Annotated in this window: 21 protein-coding genes; 9 read left to right on the top strand and 12 right to left on the bottom strand. The window is 62.2% G+C overall.

Features of this window, described 5'->3' with window-relative positions:
- Positions 1–63 precede the first annotated feature (63 nt).
- Together CP49_RS02480 and CP49_RS02475 are read left to right on the top strand one after the other, a co-directional pair.
- Positions 64–1,308: an acyl-CoA dehydrogenase gene (locus CP49_RS02480; RefSeq protein ID WP_057848714.1), complete on the top strand. Its 1,245-nt coding sequence runs from the start codon at positions 64–66 to the stop codon at positions 1,306–1,308.
- A 2-nt stretch (positions 1,309–1,310) separates the two neighbouring features.
- Positions 1,311–2,021 carry a nitroreductase gene (locus CP49_RS02475; protein WP_057848713.1) on the top strand — a complete coding sequence of 237 codons (711 nt, stop codon included), beginning with the start codon at positions 1,311–1,313 and terminating at the stop codon, positions 2,019–2,021.
- A gap of 1 nt (position 2,022) precedes the next feature.
- Here CP49_RS02475 and CP49_RS44250 read toward each other — a convergent pair whose 3' ends face one another.
- The 6 genes from CP49_RS44250 to CP49_RS02445 all read right to left on the bottom strand — a co-directional run bounded on the left by CP49_RS44250 (position 2,023) and on the right by CP49_RS02445 (position 9,504).
- Positions 2,023–3,996, bottom strand: a complete 1,974-nt coding sequence (locus CP49_RS44250; RefSeq protein WP_197423000.1) for a response regulator — start codon at positions 3,994–3,996, stop codon at positions 2,023–2,025.
- Positions 3,980–5,449 (bottom strand): circadian clock protein KaiC, encoded by a 1,470-nt coding sequence (kaiC, locus tag CP49_RS02465; protein WP_057848711.1) that lies wholly within the window; start codon positions 5,447–5,449, stop codon positions 3,980–3,982. Before kaiC ends, CP49_RS44250 begins: the two co-directional genes overlap by 17 nt.
- The gene (locus CP49_RS02460) at positions 5,446–5,730 is read right to left on the bottom strand and encodes a circadian clock KaiB family protein (RefSeq protein ID WP_245310449.1); all 285 of its coding nucleotides are present in this window, start codon (positions 5,728–5,730) and stop codon (positions 5,446–5,448) included. The genes kaiC and CP49_RS02460 overlap by 4 nt, the downstream gene beginning before the upstream one ends.
- 171 nt (positions 5,731–5,901) lie before the next feature.
- A complete protein-coding gene (locus CP49_RS02455) occupies positions 5,902–6,555 on the bottom strand; it encodes a response regulator transcription factor (protein WP_057848709.1) in 654 nt (217 codons plus the stop codon).
- A gap of 206 nt (positions 6,556–6,761) precedes the next feature.
- Positions 6,762–8,402, bottom strand: coding sequence for an ankyrin repeat domain-containing protein (locus CP49_RS02450; protein ID WP_057848708.1), 1,641 nt, complete (start codon positions 8,400–8,402; stop codon positions 6,762–6,764).
- 316 nt (positions 8,403–8,718) lie between these two features.
- Entirely contained in the window at positions 8,719–9,504 is a 786-nt protein-coding gene (locus tag CP49_RS02445; protein WP_057848721.1) for an enoyl-CoA hydratase/isomerase family protein, read from the bottom strand.
- A gap of 292 nt (positions 9,505–9,796) precedes the next feature.
- On the opposite strand from CP49_RS02445, the gene CP49_RS02440 reads away from it, so the two are divergent.
- Both CP49_RS02440 and CP49_RS02435 read left to right on the top strand, forming a co-directional pair.
- Entirely contained in the window at positions 9,797–10,462 is a 666-nt protein-coding gene (locus tag CP49_RS02440) for a Crp/Fnr family transcriptional regulator (RefSeq protein WP_057848707.1), read from the top strand.
- 19 nt (positions 10,463–10,481) lie between these two features.
- Positions 10,482–11,369: a DUF6537 domain-containing protein gene (locus tag CP49_RS02435; RefSeq protein ID WP_057848706.1), complete on the top strand. Its 888-nt coding sequence runs from the start codon at positions 10,482–10,484 to the stop codon at positions 11,367–11,369.
- Positions 11,370–11,489: 120 nt separating this feature from the next.
- On the opposite strand, the gene CP49_RS02430 is transcribed toward CP49_RS02435, so the two are convergent.
- Positions 11,490–12,896, bottom strand: coding sequence for a TAXI family TRAP transporter solute-binding subunit (locus CP49_RS02430; RefSeq protein WP_057848705.1), 1,407 nt, complete (start codon positions 12,894–12,896; stop codon positions 11,490–11,492).
- A gap of 419 nt (positions 12,897–13,315) precedes the next feature.
- Between CP49_RS02430 and CP49_RS02425 the strand changes: the two genes are divergently transcribed.
- Positions 13,316–13,669: a DUF3307 domain-containing protein gene (locus tag CP49_RS02425; protein ID WP_082645833.1), complete on the top strand. Its 354-nt coding sequence runs from the start codon at positions 13,316–13,318 to the stop codon at positions 13,667–13,669.
- Between the two features lie 194 nt (positions 13,670–13,863).
- Positions 13,864–14,268 carry a hypothetical protein gene (locus tag CP49_RS02420; protein ID WP_057848703.1) on the top strand — a complete coding sequence of 135 codons (405 nt, stop codon included), beginning with the start codon at positions 13,864–13,866 and terminating at the stop codon, positions 14,266–14,268.
- Positions 14,269–14,364: 96 nt separating this feature from the next.
- On the opposite strand, the gene CP49_RS02415 is transcribed toward CP49_RS02420, so the two are convergent.
- Both CP49_RS02415 and CP49_RS02410 read right to left on the bottom strand, forming a co-directional pair.
- On the bottom strand, positions 14,365–14,712 hold the full coding sequence (locus CP49_RS02415) for a YkgJ family cysteine cluster protein (protein ID WP_057848702.1): 348 nt from the start codon (positions 14,710–14,712) through the stop codon (positions 14,365–14,367).
- Between the two features lie 59 nt (positions 14,713–14,771).
- Complete coding sequence (locus CP49_RS02410) at positions 14,772–15,470, bottom strand: helix-turn-helix transcriptional regulator (protein ID WP_057848701.1); 699 nt, start codon at positions 15,468–15,470, stop codon at positions 14,772–14,774.
- A 111-nt stretch (positions 15,471–15,581) separates the two neighbouring features.
- On the opposite strand from CP49_RS02410, the gene CP49_RS02405 reads away from it, so the two are divergent.
- Complete coding sequence (locus tag CP49_RS02405) at positions 15,582–15,830, top strand: hypothetical protein (RefSeq protein WP_057848700.1); 249 nt, start codon at positions 15,582–15,584, stop codon at positions 15,828–15,830.
- 62 nt (positions 15,831–15,892) lie between these two features.
- Entirely contained in the window at positions 15,893–16,621 is a 729-nt protein-coding gene (locus tag CP49_RS02400; protein ID WP_057848699.1) for a glutathione S-transferase family protein, read from the top strand.
- Here the strand turns inward: CP49_RS02400 and CP49_RS02395 are convergent, their stop codons facing one another.
- On the bottom strand, positions 16,622–17,254 hold the full coding sequence (locus CP49_RS02395) for a pyridoxamine 5'-phosphate oxidase family protein (RefSeq protein ID WP_057848698.1): 633 nt from the start codon (positions 17,252–17,254) through the stop codon (positions 16,622–16,624).
- 131 nt (positions 17,255–17,385) lie between these two features.
- Between CP49_RS02395 and CP49_RS02390 the strand changes: the two genes are divergently transcribed.
- Positions 17,386–18,279 carry a LysR family transcriptional regulator gene (locus CP49_RS02390; RefSeq protein ID WP_057848697.1) on the top strand — a complete coding sequence of 298 codons (894 nt, stop codon included), beginning with the start codon at positions 17,386–17,388 and terminating at the stop codon, positions 18,277–18,279.
- A 71-nt stretch (positions 18,280–18,350) separates the two neighbouring features.
- Here CP49_RS02390 and CP49_RS02385 read toward each other — a convergent pair whose 3' ends face one another.
- Complete coding sequence (locus CP49_RS02385; RefSeq protein ID WP_057848696.1) at positions 18,351–18,791, bottom strand: PaaI family thioesterase; 441 nt, start codon at positions 18,789–18,791, stop codon at positions 18,351–18,353.
- A gap of 243 nt (positions 18,792–19,034) precedes the next feature.
- Positions 19,035–20,204 carry a 4-hydroxybenzoate 3-monooxygenase gene (gene pobA, locus CP49_RS02380; RefSeq protein ID WP_057848695.1) on the bottom strand — a complete coding sequence of 390 codons (1,170 nt, stop codon included), beginning with the start codon at positions 20,202–20,204 and terminating at the stop codon, positions 19,035–19,037.
- Positions 20,205–20,259: the final 55 nt, after the last annotated feature.

Raw genomic sequence — 20,259 nt, 5'->3', positions numbered from 1 at the left:
GTTCCGCGCTCCTCACCATGAGGATTGAGATGAATGCAAGATTAGAAACGTAAGAGGTCCGCCATGAACTTCGACGATACCCCGCAGGAAGCGGAGTTCCGTAGCCTTGCCCGAAAATGGATCGACGCCAATGCGCCGAAGCAATATGAGGCGGAGCTGTCAAAATCCTCGCTCGGCCGCATCCGCCTGGAGAAGGAAGAGATCGTCGATGTCGGCAAGGCCTGGCAGAAGAAGAAGGCCGAGGGCGGCTGGGCCTGCCTGCATTGGCCGAAGGAATATGGCGGCCGCGGCGCGACCCCGATCGAGAAGGTGATCTGGCAGCAGGAAGAGGGCGTCTACGGCAAGCTGACGCAGCCGTTCCAGATCGGCGAGGGCATGTGCGGCCCGACCGTGATGGCGTTCGGCAGCGAGGAGCACAAGCGCCATTATCTGCCGAAGCTCGCTTCCGGCGAACACATCTGGTGCCAGCTCTTCTCCGAGCCGGCTGGCGGCTCCGACGTTGCGGGCCTGCGCACGCGCGCGGAGAAGAAGGGCGACAACTGGATCGTCAACGGCCAGAAGACCTGGACCTCGGGCGCGCATTATTCCGACTACGGTCTGCTGATCACCCGCACCGATCCTAATGTGCCAAAGCACAAGGGCCTGACGATGTTCTTTCTCGACATGAAGAGCAAGGGCGTCGAGGTGCGGCCGATCAGGCAGGCCAACGGCATGCAGGAGTTCAATGAGGTCTATTTCACCGACGTCGTGATTCCCGATCATCAGCGCCTCGGCGCGGTCGGCGACGGCTGGAACGTATCGCTGACCACGCTGATGAACGAGCGCATGTCGATCGGCTCGCGGCTCGCGACCGGCTTTCCCGAGATGTTCGAGTTCTGCTCGAACCTGATGACGGATGACGGGCTCGCGATCGACGATCCCGCGACGCGCTCGAAGCTTGCGAGCTGGGCGGTGAAGGCGAGCGGGCTGAAATACACCAGCTACCGCGCGATCTCCTCGCTCTCGAAGGGCGAGCGGCCGGGTCCGGAAAACTCCATCGGCAAGCTGGTCTCGGGCTCGATGCTGCAGGACATCGCGACTTATGCGATGGATCTGCAGGGCGCGGCCGGCGCGCTCACCGGCGCGGACGAGGAAGCGGCGCGTGGCCAGTTCCAGCAGATGCTGCTGTCCTCGCCCTCGATGCGCATCGCCGGCGGTACCGACGAGATCCTGCGCAACATCATAGCCGAGCGCGTGCTGGGCCTGCCCGGCGATATCCGCGTCGACAAGGACGTGCCGTTCAACAAGATCCCGACCAAGGGGCGGTGACCATGGATGCTGTGGCGAAGGCGAGTTGCACGACGGAAGATCGCATCGGCGTGCTCGAAGAGCTCCTGAACGAGCGCTATTCCGTGCGCGCGTTCCTGCCGCAGGAAGTGCCGCGCGAGACCATCGAGCACATCCTCAAGGTGGCGCAGCGCACGGCGTCATGGTGCAACAGCCAGCCATGGCAGGTGCTGATCGCAAGCGGCGAAGCCAAGGAGAAGTTTCGCAAGGCGATTTATGCCGAGGCCGCGTCCGGCGCGAAGGACGATCATGATTTCACGCCGCCGCGCGAATATCTCGGCGTCTATCTCGAACGCCGGCGCGAGAGCGGCTTCCAGCTCTACAACACGCTCGGCATCATCAGAGGCGACAAGATGGCCTATGCGAAGCAGGCGCTGGAGAACTACAATTTCTTCGGTGCCCCGCATGTCGCTGTTATCCACACCGACGAGCCGCTCGGCATCTACGGCGCGGTCGATTGCGGCGCCTATGTCTCCAATTTCATGCTCGCGGCGCAGGCGCTCGGTCTCGGCACGATTCCGCAGGCCGCTCTCGCCCGGCATTCCGGGCTGATCCGGCGGCACTTCAATCTCGCCGACGATCGCTGCGTGGTCTGCGGCATTTCCTTCGGCTATGCCGACCACGCCCACAAGGTCAACAGCTACCGCACCTCGCGGGCGAGCGTGGCGGAGACCGTGACCTTTGTGGAAGAATAGATCATTGGACAGGGCTCGCGTGAACTCCTACGCCTTGCAATGCGGTCAATAGGTCCATTGCGTTGAACGGCTTTGTGAGAATCTGCAGACGGCCCACATCTGCGAAACGACCTCGGACGCCCGCGTCGGCATAGCCGGTTGCCAAGATGATCGGCATATCCGGATGCAAGGTCCGGATCTCCGCGACCAACTCGTCGCCGGGTCTGTCCGGAAGCCCGAGGTCGACGATCGCTCCAACCAGACCGTCGCCATCGGCTCGAATCTTTGCGACGGCTTCCCTGAAATTGCCGGCGACGTCCGCCGAAAGTCCCCACTCTGCGAGCATATCCGTGACGAATGCATGCAGCAGGGGTTCGTCCTCGACGACGAGAACACGGGCGCCCGCATGCTCATTAGCGAGATTACTGTCAAGAAGCTCGCGTACCCGCCCCGCCAGCGCAGAAAACGAAAAAGGCTTATTGAGCAATTCGACACCCCGGTCAAGCCGACCCTCATGGACGAGAGCACCTGCGGCGTACGCCGTTGTGATGAGAACTCTCAAGGATGGATGAATCGACTGGGCTTGGTCGCCAAGGCTCTTTCCGTCCATTTCGCCTGGCAGTCCGAGATCGGTGAACAACAGGGCAATGCCGGGTTCTCGTTGAAGGATGCTGAGCGCTGTGACTGCATCAGCAGCTTCGTGCACGAGATAGCCAAGTTCACGCAAGCTACTGACGGTGTAATTGCGTACATCGTCCTCGTCTTCGACAACAAGGATGGTCTCGCCTGGTCGAGCAACCGGAAGCTGCCGTGGCGCCTCCTGCTTGGTTTGCTCCATTTGAGAGGACGGTAAGCGGGATGGGGTAGCCGCCGGCAGAAAGATCTTGACCGTAGTGCCAGCGTTCGGCTGGCTGGCAAGGCTGACGTGGCCGCCACTCTGTCTTACGAAGCCGTAAACTTGACTGAGGCCAAGGCCCGTCCCGCGCCCGTCGTTCTTGGTCGTGAAGAACGGCTCGAATACATGGTTGAGTACCTCGGGGGTCATGCCCATCCCGGAATCGATGACTGAAATAACCACATGAGGGCCATCTGCGATCTCACCATCGGCGATAGAACGATCTGCGTCTGCCACTTCAACATTGGCCGCTTCCAAAATCAGCTTGCCGCCGAGGGGCATTGCATCTCGCGCGTTGACCGCGAGATTCAAAATGGCGGCTTCCAGCTCGGTTGGATCGACTTCTATCCTCCACAGGTCCACGGCGATGTTCGCTTGAACGTTGATCTTTTCTCCGAGTGTACGTTGAAGCAAATCCGACATCCGGGAAAGGAGGTCTTCAGGGCTAATCAGCCGAGGTTCAAGCGGCTTCCGTCGGGCAAACGCAAGCAGCCGTTCAGTCAGCACTGCGGCCTGTTGTGCGCCGCGGCTGGCGTTTTCGAGCGCCCGCCTCAGCGAGGGATCAGCGCTCGTCGAGCGTCGCATGGCGCTTTCCAGATTGCCGAGCACCACTGTGAGGTGATTATTGAAATCATGCGCGATACCTGCGGTTAGTCGGCCTACTGCCTCCATCTTGGCTGAATGCCGCAGCCGCTCCTCCATTGCCCTGCGCCCCGAAATGTCGCGAAGACTCGCGAGGCGTGCAGGCCTGTGATCCCAGACCGTCTCGACGACCCGGATTTCCGCGTCGATTTGATCGCCGCCCGGCTTGTGAATCGCAATTTCTGTCATCTCACCGGCAACAAACGGAATGCCGATTGGAGAGCCGATCAGTGAGTCCGATGATCTGCCGAATATCTGCTCGGCGGCAGGATTGGCGAACAGGACGATTCCCATCTCGTCAACCACGATAATTCCATCAGCGTTCTTCTCGATGAGAAATCTGATCTCCGCGTGATCGATGTTCGGTCTGTTTGCCGTACCCGTCATGCTCGTGCCGATCTCAATTCGCGTGGCGGAGTTTCCCGTCCCTTCTTGCAGGCCGCTATGTCTTGAATACATTCGGCGCCCTCTTGAATGATTCGCCGAGGTGCATGCCACTACCATCGATCGTAAACCGTCGAATTTCCTTGGCGTGCTCGCTGCCGCGCATCTTCAGGACCATGAGTCCGCGGTTCATGGTTTCCTGCTCCTGAATGTAGCGCAGCAAAATGATCGAATCCGTCAGCGTCGAAATGTGCTGCTCGCTGACGCTCTCGCCGCCAATCAGGGATTTGCTGGTTGCGGTGCAAAGCCCGGCAATCTCCCGCTTCTTGATGAACGACGTCAGGCTTATGAGGAACTCGCGGAAGCCGGTGTCCGGCGCGATGCGCTCAAGTGCCGACAGGCTATCTACGGCAATGCGGTTTGGCTTGAACTCGTCAACCAGACTCTGGATCGTCAGCAGATGATCGGGTAGCCCCTGCGCCTCCGGATAAAGACAGATGACCTTAAGCTTTCCTTCGGCTTCCATCCGAGTGAAGTCGGTGCCCCAGCCGCTGGCGTTGCGGAACAGTTGGCCTTTGCTCTCTTCGTACCCGAACAGGATAGCCTTTTCTCCTGCGGCAACTCCGCCGGCGAGAAAGTTTGTCACCAGCAGGGTTTTACCTGTGCCGGTGGCGCCGCTGACGAGGGTCACGCTGTCGCGGAAAAATCCACCGCCGCACATCTCGTCAATTGCCGGATTTCCGCTGGTCACCCGAACGGTGCTCGACTGCTGCTCCAGCCGAAGCGAGGACAGCGGGACGGCTACCACGCCTTGACTTGCGAGCAGGGTGAATGGCGCTTCGCCTTCGGCGTGATGGCTGCCCCGCATTTTGAGAACTTCGATCGTACGGCGGCGCTTCTCATAGTGCAGGACGTTGCGCAATATCACGACGTTGTCGGCAACGAACTCTTCCAGCCTGTGACGGGTAATCTCACCATACTCGCTGTTGCGCTCCGCGGTCATCAGCACCGTAAGGCCCGACTTTTTCAGGGCGGTGCTGATGTGAAACAGCTCGCGGCGCAGGATCTTAGGATCCCCGATGAAATGGTCAAAAAGTTGCGTCAACGAATCCAGAACGACGCGCTTGGCGTTGGCATTCTTTACCGCGTGTTCGATCCGCGAAAGCAAGCCGGCGAGATCGAAATCGCCGATCACCAGTTCATCGGTGGCCGGCGGGCTTGCATCGACGAAGGCCAGCCGGCCCTCCTTGCGCCACTTCGCAAGGTCCCAGCCGAATCCGCGCATATTGGCTTCGATATCAGCCGGCGGTTCCTCAAATGTCACCAGCACGCCATTCTCGCCGAATGTTGTGATTCCGTGGGCGAGAAACTGAGTTGCGAACACTGTCTTTCCGCTTCCGGGCGTGCCACCGACAACGGTGGTTCGAGCACGTGGCAGCCCGCCCATGACCAGTTCGTCGAATGCTGCGACACCGGTCTTGACGCGCTCCAGAACACCGGTCAGATCGACATCATCCTGCGCAGTCATGGATCATCTCCTGTCTCGATTCCAAGAAATTCAAGAACCCGCTTTTTGTCGCTGAGATCGCCGACAATGCGCCGGGGGCGGCCGGAATGCTCGCAGGAGAGAGTAGGCGTGGCAATGATGCCGGCCTGCTCGGCCAGTTCGGGTCTGCGCATCACGTCGATGATTTCGATGCGCCACGCTTGGTTGTCGAGCAGAGCTCTCAGGTCATGAAGATTTTGCTCTGCGCGACGAGAGCCGGCCGAATTTCCGGCGATGTAGAGTCGGAGCACGAGTTCGGCCACGGAGGCTTCGCCTTGCATTAGACCGTCGCGCGATGCCACGGAGGGCAACATTACTCCGCGGCAGTTCGGGATACGGAAGCCTCATCGGGTAACGTGATGAGTAAGCTTAGGGAACAATAGGTTGCACGTCAGCGCAAGAGAGAGAGAAATACCAAGCCTACTAGTAGGCGATCATCGTCGCCGTAGTTCCGGCAGGCCGCGCCTGCGCCGGTTGCCTCCCAAGCCAACCTCGCCCGTAATACCTCGTTCGCGCGCCCAGATGATCGCGGCACTGCGGCGGTTGACGCCAATCTTGCGATACAATGATGCGACGTGATTTCGTACCGTGTTCTGCGAGAGCCTCAGCTCTTTGCTCATGTCGATGTCGCTCTTGCCCTCGCAGATCAGTCCGAGAACTTCCCGCTCGCGATCGGTCAATAGCTCTACGTCGGTGGAAAGGATGCGCGGGTGCGAAACCGGGCGCAGACCTTTGAGCCTGTCGATTATGGTGCGCGTAAAGGAGGAAGTATCGGCCAGGACCGACTCGATAGCGGCGACGAGGTCGCGGCTGGACTCCTTGGGTTCCTGAACGACGCAAACGGTCGATTTCTCGCCGTTAATCGTCAGATCAACGGACGTTACGAAGCAGTCAATGACGGTCGCATTGGACTTGTCAATCGGCAGCTCAAGGTCCTGCAGGCCGCCGTTCACGCGACGACGCGTATTGTCGTCTATCCAAACGATCTGACCCTTGGCGTCGACAATGATAAGTCCGCCACGAAGCGCGGAAGTTATAGGTTCCCATTGGTCATTAGCGCGCGCGTCGTCGCTCGCCACTTGGTCCATGGTGGTCCCCTGTACTGGTTGATCTGGCGGAATTGCTGGGTTGCCATATCAACGTTGGCAGGGAAATCTGGTTCCTTTCTTCTAAGTGACTAGTAGACAGGTACTATTTCGGCTCTACAACGCCACAGCGATCGGTCATTGCCGGCGCCTTTGTTCCGATGACGTCTTCTTTTGGAGAAATGACCGCCGGGGGCGGCGGTGCGCCGTCAGGCACGCTCCGCCAGAAGCTCCTCGGTGACCTCGTCGGAAAACTGCTTTCGCTTGCCGGCGATCAGCACCCATTCGGGATCATCAGCAATAGCCGTCGCGTGCGGCATGCCATGGTCGAGCAGTGCACGGGCGCAGCCGACCCAGTCGCCGCCTTCCACCGGCTCGTTGCAGGATGCCCAGCCGAGAGTGCCGCAGGCATTGTCGCCGTGGCCGTGCTGTTCCGTCCACTTCGCGCCGTGTTCGAGCAGGAAGCGCGTCAAGGCCGCGTTGCCGTTGAACACGGCGAGGTTGAGGGCCGATGCATCCCAGTCGCCGCCGCGCACCGCGATCGGCCAGCCGAGCCTGACCATCAGCCTGACGATGTCATCGGCGCCTGCGGCGGCCATATCGGGCAACAGTCGCAATTGTGGCGGCGACAGCGAGGCTGGCAGATCGGGCCGCCGCAACGCCACCGCACGCGCTTCTTTCTCGTCGCCACGCGCGCATGCGGCGACGAAGCGTTCCTCGTCGGAAATGTCAGGCGCGTCGATTTGCGCCCGCAGCAGGGCGGCAACGTCGGTGAGCCCGAATTGCAGCGCCAGCCGGTACGGGGTGAGGCCTTCCGGAGTAGAGCGCGACAGGTCGGCGCCCGCATCCAGCAGGGCCTTCACATGACGGGGCCGGCGGCGGTAGATGGCCCATGCAAGCGGCGAGCCCCAATCGGTCAAAGGCGCATTTCGCGCGGGTTCGTTCGGGTCGCCGCCATGTTGCAGCAGCAGCTTTATCGCGGTGTCGTCCTCGAGATCGATCGCGCGATAGATCGCATTGCTCTCGGCAATGCGGGCGCCATGCTCCAGAAGCAGGCGGGTGCAGGCCGGATCCTCCAGGGAATGATAGAGCGATTCTCCGTCATTAGGGTCCGCGCCGGCGTCGAGCAACAGTCTGGTCAGTGCCGGGGCGTGGTTGCTACCGGCCGCGCCATAGAGCGCCGAGAGCGGATAGCGCTGGTCCGGCTCGTTCAGCGATCCCGGCGGCCAGCGGCTATGGATGTGCTGATTGACGTCGGCGCCGGCAGCGATCAGCAGTTGCGCGCTGCGATGCAGGCGCTCGCGAAACTCCTCCACGCGCAGCAGGCTCGAATGCGTGACGGCGAATAGCGGCGGCAGTCGCAGTGGACCGCCAGCCCGGTTGACCCATCCCGGATCGGCCTGCGTCGCTTGCCGCAGCGCGTTTTCGTCGCCGATCGCGCAGGCAAGATAAGGGTCTCCGGCGACGAGTTCAGTGTCGTCAGCCAGAATCCGCAAGGCAACGCGCGGGTTCGCGCGGTTGGCGACGCCGCTGACATCTCCGGAATAGGTGAGCTGAGCCCAGTGCAGGACGCGGGCCGTGCGCTCGTTGCGCGCAGCCATCCGCACCTCGACGTAGCGCTTCAGGTCGGGCCAGGAAGCCAGGCCGTGCTCGCGCGCGATGCATGATTGCGCGTCGTGCAGGCGCAGTTGCAGCGCTGCAATGTCCTCATCGCCGCGGCCGGACGCAGCCGGCAGCGCGCGGCGAAACCGCGCCATCGCAGCCGGATCGCGGCTTCGATAGAGGCGGATCAATTCCTTGGCTTGTTTCTTCAGATGATCGAGATTCAATCGATCGGGAGACCGGTTCATCAGACACCTCCGTGCATGACATCGCCGAAGGCCCGCAATACCGGCTGCACAAAGGCTCTAGATGTCGCTCGAAAGCTGCAAGTGGGTTCAACCCTTCCCGCGGGCCCGGGAGCGGCTTGCACCGCATGTGCCACAATATGGGCGGGCCGGGCGATGGTCAATGTGTCGCGCGGTGAAGTCAGGGGCCTTCATCCTTCGAGACGCCGCTTCGCGGCCCTCAGGATGAGGTCATAGACCCTCATGGTGAGGAGCGCGGCAAAGCCGCGCGTCCTCGGACGATGCTATGCATCGCCGATCGAACCACGAGGCCACGACTCTAGAATTTCGGCGGGCGCTTTTCCGCAAATGCCTTGATGCCTTCCTTGATCTCGTTGCCGCGCATGCTTTCGCGGTGGCGGAGATCGGCGGCTTCCTCATCGAATTTGCCGCGGGCGAATTCGTTGATGGCGCGCTTCATGCCGCGCATCGCCAGCGGCGCGTTGCCGGCCAGGATGGTGGCGAGACGGTCGACTTCCTCGTCGAGCGATTCCGATGGCACCATGGCGGTGAGGTAGCCGATCCGCAGCATTTCCGGCGCGATGATCTTCTGCGCGGTGAGGAACAGCATTTTGGCGTTGTCGACGCCGAGCCGCGAGACGTAGCGCTTAATTCCGCTCGGGTAGTAATGCAGGCCGAGCCGCGCCGCAGGCATGAACATTTCAGCGGTGTCGACGCCGATGCGGAAATCGCAGGCCAGCGCCAGGTCGGTGGCGCCGCCATAGACGCCGCCATTGAGCCGGCAGATCGTCGGCACGCCAAGGTCCTCCAGCCGGTTGACGACGAGCTCGAACGCCGAACCTGCGCTCTGCTGTTCCTTCTCGCTGGTTGCCCGATTCGCCACCGAATTGAGATCATAGCCGGCGCTGAAGGCGCGGCCGGTGCCGGTCAGCACCAGCACCCGGATCGCGGGATCGGCCTCGATGCGGTCGAACAGTTGTGTGAGGTCGCCGAGATCCTCGCTCTGCAGCCGGTTCAGATGTCTCGGCCGGTTGAGGCGGATGGTGGCGCGCGCGCCGCTGATCTCGAGTAGGGGCGCGCTCGCCGCCTTGGCCGCATCGGGCATGCTGTTCTCCATTCTTCTTGCTTACTTGAACTATCTGCTTTCTCGGCGCTGCCCGCCAGCGGGGAGGCCGTCAACGACGGCCTCTACATAGCGTTACGCGCCCCCCGGGCCCCCGCGCGCCGGGCCGCGGCCGGGAGCGGGTTCGAGGGGCGAATTTTACCCGGGAATCGTGAGAATCCCGACAAATCGTCGTTCTTTCCTCGTATATCAAAATGGCCCCGCGGACATTACGATAGCGGGCACTGCAACAGAATCGTGAAAACGCACTCGTTTAGATATTGGTTGGTTTCCGATGGATACGTCTCATCTGGCACAACACGCAGGAACGGCGGGCGCGCTGTTCGCGACGATTTTCGTGGTCGCCACCACCACTATGAAGACCATGATCCCGTTGCGGGTCTTCGGCATTCTCGCCAACGTCATCCTGATCCTGACCGCGATCCCGGCCCGCAACTATCTGGTCATGGTGGTGCAGGTGCTCATGCTGCTCGTCAACTCCTATCGCCTGCACCAGATGCTGCAACTGGTGCGCGACGTGAAGAAGTCCGTCAACAGCGACCTCTCGATGGAATGGCTGAAGCCGTTCATGACCGAGCGCCAATGCGCGGCCGGCGAGATCCTGTTCTACAAGGACGAGAAAGCCGAGGACATGCTCTATATCGTCAGCGGAAAGTTCAAGCTGGTCGAATCAGGCATCGTGCTGCCGGTCGGCGCCATCGTCGGCGAACTCGGCATGCTGTCGCCGTCGAACATGCGAACCCAGACGCTGGAATGCGTGGAAGCCGGCCTCGTCCTCAGCGTCAGCTACACCAAAGTCGAGGAGCTCTATGTGCAGAATCCGGCTTTCGGCTTCTATTTCCTTCGCCTTTCCAGCGCCCGGCTGTTTCAGAACCTCGAGACGCTGCAGCAGCAGTTGAACCAGCAAATGGCGTCCGCTGCGGCGCCGAAGCCCGCATAGAGGCCGGGAGCCCAAGGGAGTGACAGACCGCGGTATCCTGTCGTCGTTGCGTTACCTGTTCGCGGATTTCATCGGCGAGGATGATGACGACACGGCGCCGTTCCTGCCCGAGGGGTTGCCGGAGCCGGTGACGGCGGTGGCGAGCGACGCCATCCATCTCCTCATCGACTATCAGGGCCCGAGCTACGCCAGGCTCTATGTCCACCGGCTGCGGCGGTTCATCGGCAAACAAGGCGTCGACGACGCGATGCTTACCGAAATTGCACGGCTGATGGCTGTGCGCATGAGTTATGAGGACCCGATCCGGATCGCGCAGCTCAAGCTTGCCGAACTCGATGGCCGGCCGGCTGGATCGACCGGCTCCGTCGATGTCAGGAAACTCCGGCTCGATGAATTGATCGGCGCGCTTCCCGCAGTTGTCGCCGAGTACGTCCTCGATGCGCTCGAATGGATGGGGTGGGCGCACAAGAGCGTCCCCATCCGGTTCAGCACGGCAAGCCGCTTCGGCATTCGCCGCCTCAAGATCGAGGCGGGGCTGCGGCGATGGCGGCTGCTTTCGGTGCGTTATGCCAAGGAGCGGGTCTGGGTCGAACGCTGGCTGCATATGATCGATCGCAGCCTGACCAAACAGCCCCAGGCAGCGTCGGCGATGATCCATACCGCGACCATGATCGTGGGATATGGCGAGGTCTATCGGCAGGGCATGGCAGACTGGAACGCGATCATCGACGGCCTTGCCAAGCCGACCTTCGACGGCGTGCTGGCCTTGCCCGATCTCGCTGGCGCGGTGGCCGAAGCACGCGCCGCCGCAATGCCCGACCCGCGGCAGATGGTGCTCAAGCGCAAGATCGCCGAAATCCGCGCGCGGGTGCCCGCCGGTTCGCCGACGGTAGTACCGTCATCCTGAGGTGCGAGCGTCAGCGAGCCTCGAAGGATGAGCGGCCCGTGGCCGTCGCCCTTCGAGGGCCGCGCTGCGCACGGCCGCCTCAGGGTGACGGATCACAATGGCTGATGCGGATCGTTGGAACTACGCGCTCTGCGCAGTCTTCACGACCACGACCTTATCGTCTTGCGCATGATCCTGAACGGCGTGGCGCTTGAGATGTTCGCGGCGCAAGCCGATTTCGTCGCGCACGAATTCATAGCCGAGCTTGAAGGTGTCCAGCCCGTCGCTGGAGATGGTTCCGTCGCGCAACCCGATCACCACGCCGCGCAGGGTTGCTTCCAGCTCGTCCTGCAGTTCGTCGAGGGCGTCCAGCGAGTTGGCGTATTCCATGCGCTCGCCGATATCGAGAATGGCGGTCGCGAGCTGGCTGGCCTTCTCCGGCGCGATCCGGGTGACCTTGGTGTAGATGGCGGCAAAGATCGAGCCGATGATGCTGAGCGCGGCCAGGGCAACATACATCAGGTCGCTGTAGCGCTCGATAAACGACTTGATTTCGTCGTTGATGTATTCGGCAGCGCCGGGATGCGCCACGATGAAGGCATCCTTGTCGGTCGCTGGCGGCTCGATCTTGGAGGCGAAGCCGTCGGTGAGCGAGAGCTCGGCCTTGTTCTCGTAGATGATCCGCGCAAGGTCGCTCACGGTCGTGGTCGAGAGCTTGGATTGGGCGACCAACAGCCATTCGAGACCGATGGTATCGACGTCTTCCGCGGGCACAGCCGGTGAGGCGGACAGCATTCCGGTCGCCACCGTTTCCTCCGATATTGCCGGGTACTTCCTGGCGATCGCTTTCGCCGAATCGATCGCGTTCAGGGTGAAGCCGCCGCGCCTGGTATATTGCTCGTAGCTCTTGTCCTTCACGATCTGCGAGGCGTGCGCGATCTTGACTACGGCGCCGAAGCCTGCGGCGAACAACTGGTCGAAGGTCGCGCCCGGCGGCGCCATCTGGACCCGCGCCGCGGCATCCGGGGTGTCCGAGAGCTCGAGAATGTTGCGCACCAGCGCGCCGCCGCTCTCGCTGTCGGCTATGACCGCGATCTTCTTTTTCTTCAGCTCCGCGATGGATTTGATTTTCTTGCCGTTCGGGCTGATCAGCAGAAGCAGATCGTGTTCGAGGATCGCGACTGCGCGTGCGCGGGGCGGAATCCTGGCATCGGTGCGTAATATCGCAAGGTTGGCTTCCTTGCGGTCGAACTGCGACAACGCCTTTGCATTGTCGCTGTTGGGCACGATCTTGAGCCGCAGCCGCGAGGAATTGTTCTTCAGCACCGTCGCCAGCCGGGCGGCGAACCGCGCCTCGGGGCCATTGGCCTCGCCGACGGCAAACACCAGCGTCTCGGAATTGCGCAGCCAGGTGCGGCCACCCCACACCACGGCGGCGGTCAGGACCAGGGTCAGGATGGAAAACAGCAGGATCTGGGTCCGGTTGCTCTTGACGACCCGTGCGCGGCGACGCGGCATTCCAGGATGCGGCGTTGGGGCTTCACTCATGGGTCGTACCCGGAAGGTCAGGGACGTATCGCCGCCGAGCAGGCCGCAGGCCGTCCGAATGAAATCGTAAATACCTAGAAAAGAACGATAATTTTGTCCACCGGCCAATGATAGCCCGCTCCTATGGGATTGCAAACTGCGCCTCCGGTAACCTTACCCCGCGGGACCACGCTGCGCGGCCTTGCCGCAGTATCGCAGTTCCGCCACACCGTGCGATTTTCAGACCACTCACAGGTGCATTCCGGCGAGAGAGATGTCATAAATAAAGGCAACGTTCGATTACTCCGGGTTGAGAAGAACATTGCGCTGACAGCCTAGGCCCCGGTATTTCGCCACCCCGTCAGTCCCAGCAAAGGGCGTCAGCTTTGTTGTTTCCTTCGATGTCGTCCTCGGTCCCGGTAGGTGCGCTGGTAGGATGGATGCTGCTTCTGACCGTGAAGCACGTCATTGCCGACTTCATGCTGCAAACTTCCTGGATGGCGATCGGCAAGGATCAAAAGACCGGCTGGGCGCTGCCGCTACTCGCGCATTGCCTCGTGCACCTCGCGGTGTCGCTGGCGCTGATCCTGATCGTCGCGCCGCGATTCTGGTTCGTCGCCTTTGTCGATTTCGCCATTCACATTACCGTCGACCGCGTCAAGGGGATCATCGCTTCCCGGTACGGCGTGACGCTGGAGAATGAACATCCCTGGTTCTGGACGCTGATCGGCGTCGATCAGGCGCTGCACCATCTCACCGGTTTCGGCCTGGCTGTCTTCATGGCGGCGAACTGATGCCGCGCCGGCGGCATTGATCTCCCTGTTTCAATCATTCTCCCGGATCGGAAGGCGCGCATCCGCTCTGGCGCGAATCATATTCCGATTCCAATTCAGTCGTGGCTGGCAAGTCCACCGGAACACTACTGGTGCGCGTGGTTAACTCTTCATTAGAGAATTGCGCTGCATCTTCCGGAAAGGGAGAACCCGCAATGTTTTCAAGCCGCGACGCCTTCGAGAACGATTTTTGTCCGGTCCGGGACGAGCTGCTCGGCGAGATGTATCGCGCCAACGCGCACGGCCTGCCGCTCTTGGTCGACAGCGTTTCGTCCGAGGTCCGCGCCATGCTGGCGCTGTTTTGCTATCGCCGCAGCCACCTCCACGCACTGGCTATTGCCATCGCGGCGAGCTGCACCGAGCGCGAGCTGATCCATTTCGGCGGCCGGGTCGGTTCTACGCTCTATGCGTTGTCGCGCGAACCGGCCGCGCGTGCCGCCTCGTCGTCATCCCACGGCGGCCGCAAGCCGATCACCCTTTCGACCAAGCCGCTCTCGACCTTCAAGCCGATCGACGACGAGATCGACGACGAAGATTTTGCTGAAGCGGTGACGGTCTGACGGCGTCCAATGCTGTCGTCCCTGCGAACGCAGGGACCCATCGCCACCGGCCTTGGTTGTTACAGAAGGCGTCGGCCAAACTAACTTATCGATAGATCACGCGGTATGGGTCCCTGCGTCCGCAGGGACGACGGGAAGCACCGGTAATCCGTGCCGCTTTCGCGCCATCGCACATTCGACATCGCCGGGCATGCAGGTGCGGCAGACTTCGGGCCGCACCGCATAGATCAGGCACGACGTCGCCTCGCCGACCTTGCCTGACAGCGCCGAGCAGCGGTCGCCGTCGCAGCGCATTCCCGACAGTCGTTCGTTGACGAATCCTTCCGGGATCAGGTCGAGCGCCGCATCGTCCTCGGTGGTGAAACGCGGCCAGTTCTGCGAGTAGCTGCAGCAGGCGCCGCAGGCCTGGCAGGGGCTTTCGTGATGGGCGGCGATTCGATGCATGCCCCGCGTTTAGCCCCAAATGACGGCCGCGGCCAGCTAACTGGCGTCACGTAGCAAATCTAGGTGTCCTTGGGCGCTTCCCAGACCAGGCTGCGTCGCCATTTTGCGCGCAGGATGTCGCGACGTTCCGGATATTTTTCGTCGTGATAGACCGCTTCGACCACGCGGTCGGTGCGGAAACTGCGGAAATCCTTGCGCAGCTCGCACCACGCCGCGAGTATCCGCACCGCCTCGTGATAGCCGACCGCGATCGGCCAGATCGTGCGCTGGCTGTCGCGGCCATGCTCGTCGCGATAGTTCAGCGTGATCTTCTTGCCTTCGTGGATCTGCGTCCGTGTCCGCACCATGTCGATACGGTCCGGCTCCCGGTTCCATGCCCGCCGGGCGCGACTGGCTGGCTCCAGCACGAATGGCCGCAGGCGCTCAGGGACGGTTTCGGCGACCTTGGCCATCAGGTCCTGCGCGGCGCGCGCCAGCGCGGGATCGGCATGGCCGACCACCCATTGCGCGCCAAGCACGCAGGCCTCGATCTCATCGGGGGTCAGCATCAAGGGCGGCAGGTCAAAACCCTTTTCCAGGATGTAGCCCACGCCGGCTTCGCCGCGGATCGGCACGCGCTGTTCGATCAGGGTCGTGATGTCGCGGTAGATGGTCCGCTTCGAGGTTTCCAGCTCGGCCGCAATCGCGTCCGCCGTCATCGGCTTTCGGGTGCGCCGAAGCACCTGAATGATCTGGAACAGCCGGTCGGCCCGTCGCATGGCTCGTTCTCTTTTCTAAAAGTCTAAAAGGCACCTGCTCGATGCTGACAGCATGTTGGCAGCAGGGGGCGGGTATATCGGGACAACACCTCAAGTGAAGGGAATTTGTCCATGACGATTTTCAGAGAATTCGGCCTCCGGGGAAGCCGCGGACCGCTCGCCAATGCCCAGGGATTTGCATTGGAACAGCTCGTTTCCATCCATTGCGTCACCACCGACCTGCGCTGGGCGATGGTTGAGCTGGCGTGGCGTTCATTCACCGCAATGTTCGCCTTTGCGCAAGGGCAGCTTGTCTCGTGGGTGCGCAAAGCCCGTACGCCGCGGCCGGAGGAAGGCCAGGGCCGGCATTGTTGCTGCTGACACCATGGTGGCAGCAGGGGGGCGCTAGCCTCAGGCACGTTTTAGGAGATCGGGAGACCAGCATGATTACCCTCTACGGCTTCGGCGCCGGTTTCGGCCTGCCGGAGATCAGCCCCTTTGTGACCAAAACCGAGGTCCAGCTGAAGATGGCCGGTCTCGCCTATCGCAAGGAGAAGGCCAAGCCGCCGTCCTCGCCGAAGGGGCAATTGCCCTACATCGTCGATGAGGCCGAGACCGTCGCCGATTCGACGTTCATTCGCGCGCATCTGGAGGCCAAATACGGCTTCGATTTCGACGCGCCGCTCAGCCTGCAGGCGCGTGCCCAGGCCTGGGCGTTCGAGCGGATGATCGAGCACCATGTCTATTGGGCGCTGGTCGGCGCGCGCTGGGTCGATGGCGACAATTTTGCCAAGGGCCCTTCGCATTTCTTCGACAGCGCGCCGCTGCATCTGCGCGAAAAGCTCCGCGAGGATGCGCAGTTCCGCGTCGCCGAGAATTACCTGCTCAGCGGCCTTGGCCGCCACGCCCCCGAGGAGGATGTCGATCTTGCCGTTCGCTCGCTGTTTGCGTTGTCGGTCCAGCTTGGCGACAAGCCGTTTCTGATGGGCGAAACGCCGTGCGGCATGGACGCCACTGCCTTCGGCGCGCTCGCCGGAATCCTGACGCCGTTCTTCGAATCGGCGCTGCGGCAACGGACCGAGCAGTTCGCCAACCTCACCGCCTATGTCGACCGGATGATGCTGCTGTATTATCCGGAGTTCGCCTGGGCGCCGGTGCAGCAAGCCGCCTGATCATGGGGCAGCCGGTGCGGGCCGGCCCTGCAAGGCGGCCAGCTCGGCTTCGAGTTCGGCGATACGGGCGTCGCGCACTGCGAGCGCCTGCGCCACGTCAGCGGCATCGAACTTCTGCGGGATGTGCTGCGGGCAGTTGGTGTCCCAGGCTGATATCCGAAACAGGATGACCTGTTCGGGCCGCGCCTTGTAGCCCTTTGGCATCAGCGCACTGGTCAAGGCCGGATCATCTTCCACCACGCGCGCCTCGCCCCAGATCTTCACGCGCCGGCGATGCGTATAGTCCATCACGAAAATATGCGCTCTCGGATTCTCCGACAGGTTGCCTTGCGTGATGTACTGCCGGTTGCCGCTGTAATCGGCAAACGCGATGGTGTTTTTGTCGACGATCTTGACAAAGCCCTTCGGCCCGCCGCGGTGCTGGATATAGGGCTGGCCGTCCGCGGAGGCGGTCGCGAGATAGAAGCTGGTGGTCTCGGCGAGGAAGCCGGCGAGGTTTTCGTCGATCTCGACGCGCCAGCCGCCGCGCTGCTCGACATTGGCATAGGCCTCGCGCGAGCCCTTGCGGGTCTGGATCGCTTTCACCGCCGTGGTGAAGGCAACGTCGCTGGAATAGGTATGAACGTCTGACATTTGAGCCTCACGTGAGCCTTCCCGTAAAGGCCGCCAAAACGGTCGTCCTTCGGCTCCAAGGTGGGGCGTTTCCAAAGCTCAAACAATCTCTGGGATTGACACTTCACTATTGCAGCATATGCAATAGTCGGATGGACCGGATTGACGCCATGCAGGCCTTCGTCGCAGTGGCCGACCTGCGGGGCTTTGCGCCCGCGGCGCGCAAGCTCGGCCTGTCGCCTTCGGGCGTTACGCGGCTGGTTGCGGCGCTGGAGGAGCGGCTCGGCGCGCGGCTGCTGCAACGGACCACGCGGCAGGTGACGCTGACGGACGCAGGCTCACGTTACCTGGAGCGCGCGCGGCGGATCTTGGCCGATGTCGAGGAGGCGGAGGACGCCATCGAGGGCGAGCGCACGCGACCGGAGGGACAGCTCGTCATCTCGGCGCCGGTCGGGTTCGGCCGGCTGCACGTCAGCGGAATCGTGACCGCTTACCTGAAGCGCTATTCCGACGTCGGCGTCGACCTCCGCCTGTCGGACCGCATGGTCAACCTGGTCGAAGATGGTGTCGATCTCGCAGTTAGAATCGGCCATCTGCCCGACTCGACCCTGGTGGCGCGCCATGTCGGCGAGATGCGGCGGATCGTGGTGGCCTCGCCCGGATATCTCAAAGCACGCGGCGAGCCGAAGCGGCCACGGGAGATTCCCGCGCATGACACGATCCAGTTCGGCGCCATGACGGCGGCACTCGACTGGCGCTTCGTCGAGGATGGCCGCGAGATTCGCGTCGCGAGCACGCCGCGCTTCGCCACCAACAGCTCGGATGCCGCCATCCAATATGCGGAAGCGGACGGCGGGCTGACGCGGGTGATGGCCTACCAGGCCGCCGAATCGCTCAAGGCACGGCGGCTCAAGATCGTATTGGCCCCGTTCGAACAGCCGGCGATGCCGATCCACATCGTCTATCCGACGTCGCGGCTGCTATCGGCCAAGGTGCGCACCTTCATCGATCTCGTCACCGAAATGGCCGACTGGCATTTCGGCTAGTTTGGACCCGTCATTCCGGGATGGTGCGCGAGCACCAGACCCGGAATCTCGAGGTTCCGGGTTCGCTCGTTTCACTCGCGCCCCGGAACGACATGCTCTCTCTTCGGCACCATGCGAAACGTTGCGCTGGCCCGCGCGATCACGACGTCATCGGCCTTGATCAGGCTCTGCGCGAAGCAGATCGTTCTGCCGGTTTTGACGACGTCGCTCTCGACCGCAAGCCATTGCCCGACTTCGGCGGTGCCGACGAAATCGACTGCGAGCCCGATCGTCACCAGCGAGGACACCCCGCCCATGCAATGGGCGCAGCTATGGCCCATGGCGGCGTCGGCGAGCGCTGCAATCAGGCCGCCATGGATCAGGCCGCGGCCGTTGGTGTGCGGCTTTGCAAGACGCAGCCCAATGATCACAGCCTTGTCGGTCTGCTTGGAGTAAAGCGGCTCCCAGGGGTCGGTGAGCGGGCTCTTGCGGGTACGGCGTTCAAAGCCTTCGGGGATGGCGGTGATAGTCATGTGCAACTCGCATCGTGGCGATCTCTCCCGTCATTGAACGCAACGCGCCATACGAAGTCACCGCCTACAAAGTTTTAAACGGGATTTCGACAGGCGTTTGAAATACGCGAAGTTGTCGTCACCCGCGAAGGCGGGTGACCCAGTATTCCAGAGACGTCAGCGATGAACCGAGAAGCCGCGGCGTACTGGATACCCCGCCTGCGCGGGGTATGACGACGGTAGCGCTTTGGCGTCGTGGGATACCTAAAACGGCAACCCCACATAGTTCTCCGACAGCGAAGCTGACGCCGCCTTCGAACTCACCAGATATTCCAGTTCGGCGAGCTGAATGCGCGCGCCGAATTCGCCCTGGTCGGGGAATTTGTGCAGCATCGAGGTCATCCACCAGGAGAAGCGTACCGCCTTCCAGACCCGTGCCAGCGCGCGTCCCGAATAGCCGTCGATGCCGGCGGAGGATTTCTCGTCGTAGTACTCGCGGAAGGCCTGCGACAGATAGTACACGTCGCTGGCGGCGAGGTTCAGGCCCTTGGCGCCGGTCGGCGGCACGATGTGGGAGGCGTCGCCGGCCAAAAACATACGGCCGAACCGCATCGGCTCGGCGACGAAGCTGCGCAGCGGTGCAATGCTCTTTTCAATCGAGGGGCCGGTGACGAGTTCGTCGGCCGCCTTCTGGTCGATCCGGCGCTTCAGTTCGTCCCAGAAGCGTTCGTCAGGCCACTGCGCGATATCGTCGTCGAGCGGACATTGCACATAGTAACGGCTGCGCCGGGTCGATCGCATGGTGCAGAGTGCGAACCCGCACGCATGGTTCGAGTAGATCAGCTCGGGGCTGACCGGCGGCGTCTCCGAGAGGATGCCGAGCCAGCCGAAAGGATAAATCCGTTCAAAGGTCTGGATCGCGGACGGCTTGACGCTGGTGCGGCTGACGCCATGAAAGCCGTCGCAGCCGGCGATGAAGTCGCATTCGATCTCGTGGGTGACGCCGTCCTTGACGTAGCTGACGCGCGGGCGGTCGGTATCGAAATCGAGCGGTTTGACATCGGCGGCCTGATAGACCGTGGTGAGACCGGCCGCCTTGCGGGCATTCATCAGGTCGAGCGTGACCTCGGTCTGGCCGTAGATCATTACGGTCTTGCCGGTGGCGCCGTACATGTCGATGCGGTGGCGTGCGCCGCCGAACGCCAGCTCGACGCCATGATGGACCAGCCCCTCGCGATGGGCGCGTTCGCCGGCGCCGACCTCGTCGAGCAGCGCCACCGTGCCTTCCTCGAGCAGGCCGGCGCGGATACGGCCGAGCACATATTCGCCCGTCTGGCGCTCGAGAATGATGTTTTCGATCCCGTAAAGGTGTAATAGTTGCCCAAGCAACAATCCTGCCGGACCTGCACCTATGATTGCTACTTTTGTCCTCAATCCTGGCTCCCCGATTGCTGTAGTCTGCAGGTCGGTAGCCCGCGGACTTGCCGTG

Origin of the sequence: Bradyrhizobium valentinum, from assembly GCF_001440405.1 — a bacterium.
Classification (GTDB): Bacteria; Pseudomonadota; Alphaproteobacteria; order Rhizobiales; family Xanthobacteraceae; genus Bradyrhizobium; species Bradyrhizobium valentinum.
This window is presented reverse-complemented; position numbering and strand designations above follow the sequence as displayed.

What these genes read in the sequence shown, in the direction of transcription:
- CP49_RS44250 (WP_197423000.1), bottom strand. Translation starts at nt 3,996, where the DNA reads ATGTATTCAAGACATAGCGGCCTGCAAGAAGGGACGGGAAACTCCGCC.
- CP49_RS02445 (WP_057848721.1), bottom strand. Translation starts at nt 9,504, where the DNA reads ATGCCCGATGCGGCCAAGGCGGCGAGCGCGCCCCTACTCGAGATCAGC.
- CP49_RS02455 (WP_057848709.1), bottom strand. Translation starts at nt 6,555, where the DNA reads ATGGACCAAGTGGCGAGCGACGACGCGCGCGCTAATGACCAATGGGAA.
- CP49_RS02450 (WP_057848708.1), bottom strand. Translation starts at nt 8,402, where the DNA reads ATGAACCGGTCTCCCGATCGATTGAATCTCGATCATCTGAAGAAACAA.
- CP49_RS02410 (WP_057848701.1), bottom strand. Translation starts at nt 15,470, where the DNA reads ATGCGACGGGCCGACCGGCTGTTCCAGATCATTCAGGTGCTTCGGCGC.
- CP49_RS02405 (WP_057848700.1), top strand. Translation starts at nt 15,582, where the DNA reads ATGACGATTTTCAGAGAATTCGGCCTCCGGGGAAGCCGCGGACCGCTC.
- CP49_RS02400 (WP_057848699.1), top strand. Translation starts at nt 15,893, where the DNA reads ATGATTACCCTCTACGGCTTCGGCGCCGGTTTCGGCCTGCCGGAGATC.
- CP49_RS02420 (WP_057848703.1), top strand. Translation starts at nt 13,864, where the DNA reads ATGTTTTCAAGCCGCGACGCCTTCGAGAACGATTTTTGTCCGGTCCGG.
- kaiC (WP_057848711.1), bottom strand. Translation starts at nt 5,449, where the DNA reads ATGACTGCGCAGGATGATGTCGATCTGACCGGTGTTCTGGAGCGCGTC.
- CP49_RS02425 (WP_082645833.1), top strand. Translation starts at nt 13,316, where the DNA reads ATGCTGCTTCTGACCGTGAAGCACGTCATTGCCGACTTCATGCTGCAA.
- CP49_RS02415 (WP_057848702.1), bottom strand. Translation starts at nt 14,712, where the DNA reads ATGCATCGAATCGCCGCCCATCACGAAAGCCCCTGCCAGGCCTGCGGC.
- CP49_RS02390 (WP_057848697.1), top strand. Translation starts at nt 17,386, where the DNA reads ATGGACCGGATTGACGCCATGCAGGCCTTCGTCGCAGTGGCCGACCTG.
- CP49_RS02480 (WP_057848714.1), top strand. Translation starts at nt 64, where the DNA reads ATGAACTTCGACGATACCCCGCAGGAAGCGGAGTTCCGTAGCCTTGCC.
- CP49_RS02475 (WP_057848713.1), top strand. Translation starts at nt 1,311, where the DNA reads ATGGATGCTGTGGCGAAGGCGAGTTGCACGACGGAAGATCGCATCGGC.
- CP49_RS02440 (WP_057848707.1), top strand. Translation starts at nt 9,797, where the DNA reads ATGGATACGTCTCATCTGGCACAACACGCAGGAACGGCGGGCGCGCTG.
- CP49_RS02385 (WP_057848696.1), bottom strand. Translation starts at nt 18,791, where the DNA reads ATGACTATCACCGCCATCCCCGAAGGCTTTGAACGCCGTACCCGCAAG.
- CP49_RS02395 (WP_057848698.1), bottom strand. Translation starts at nt 17,254, where the DNA reads ATGTCAGACGTTCATACCTATTCCAGCGACGTTGCCTTCACCACGGCG.
- CP49_RS02430 (WP_057848705.1), bottom strand. Translation starts at nt 12,896, where the DNA reads ATGAGTGAAGCCCCAACGCCGCATCCTGGAATGCCGCGTCGCCGCGCA.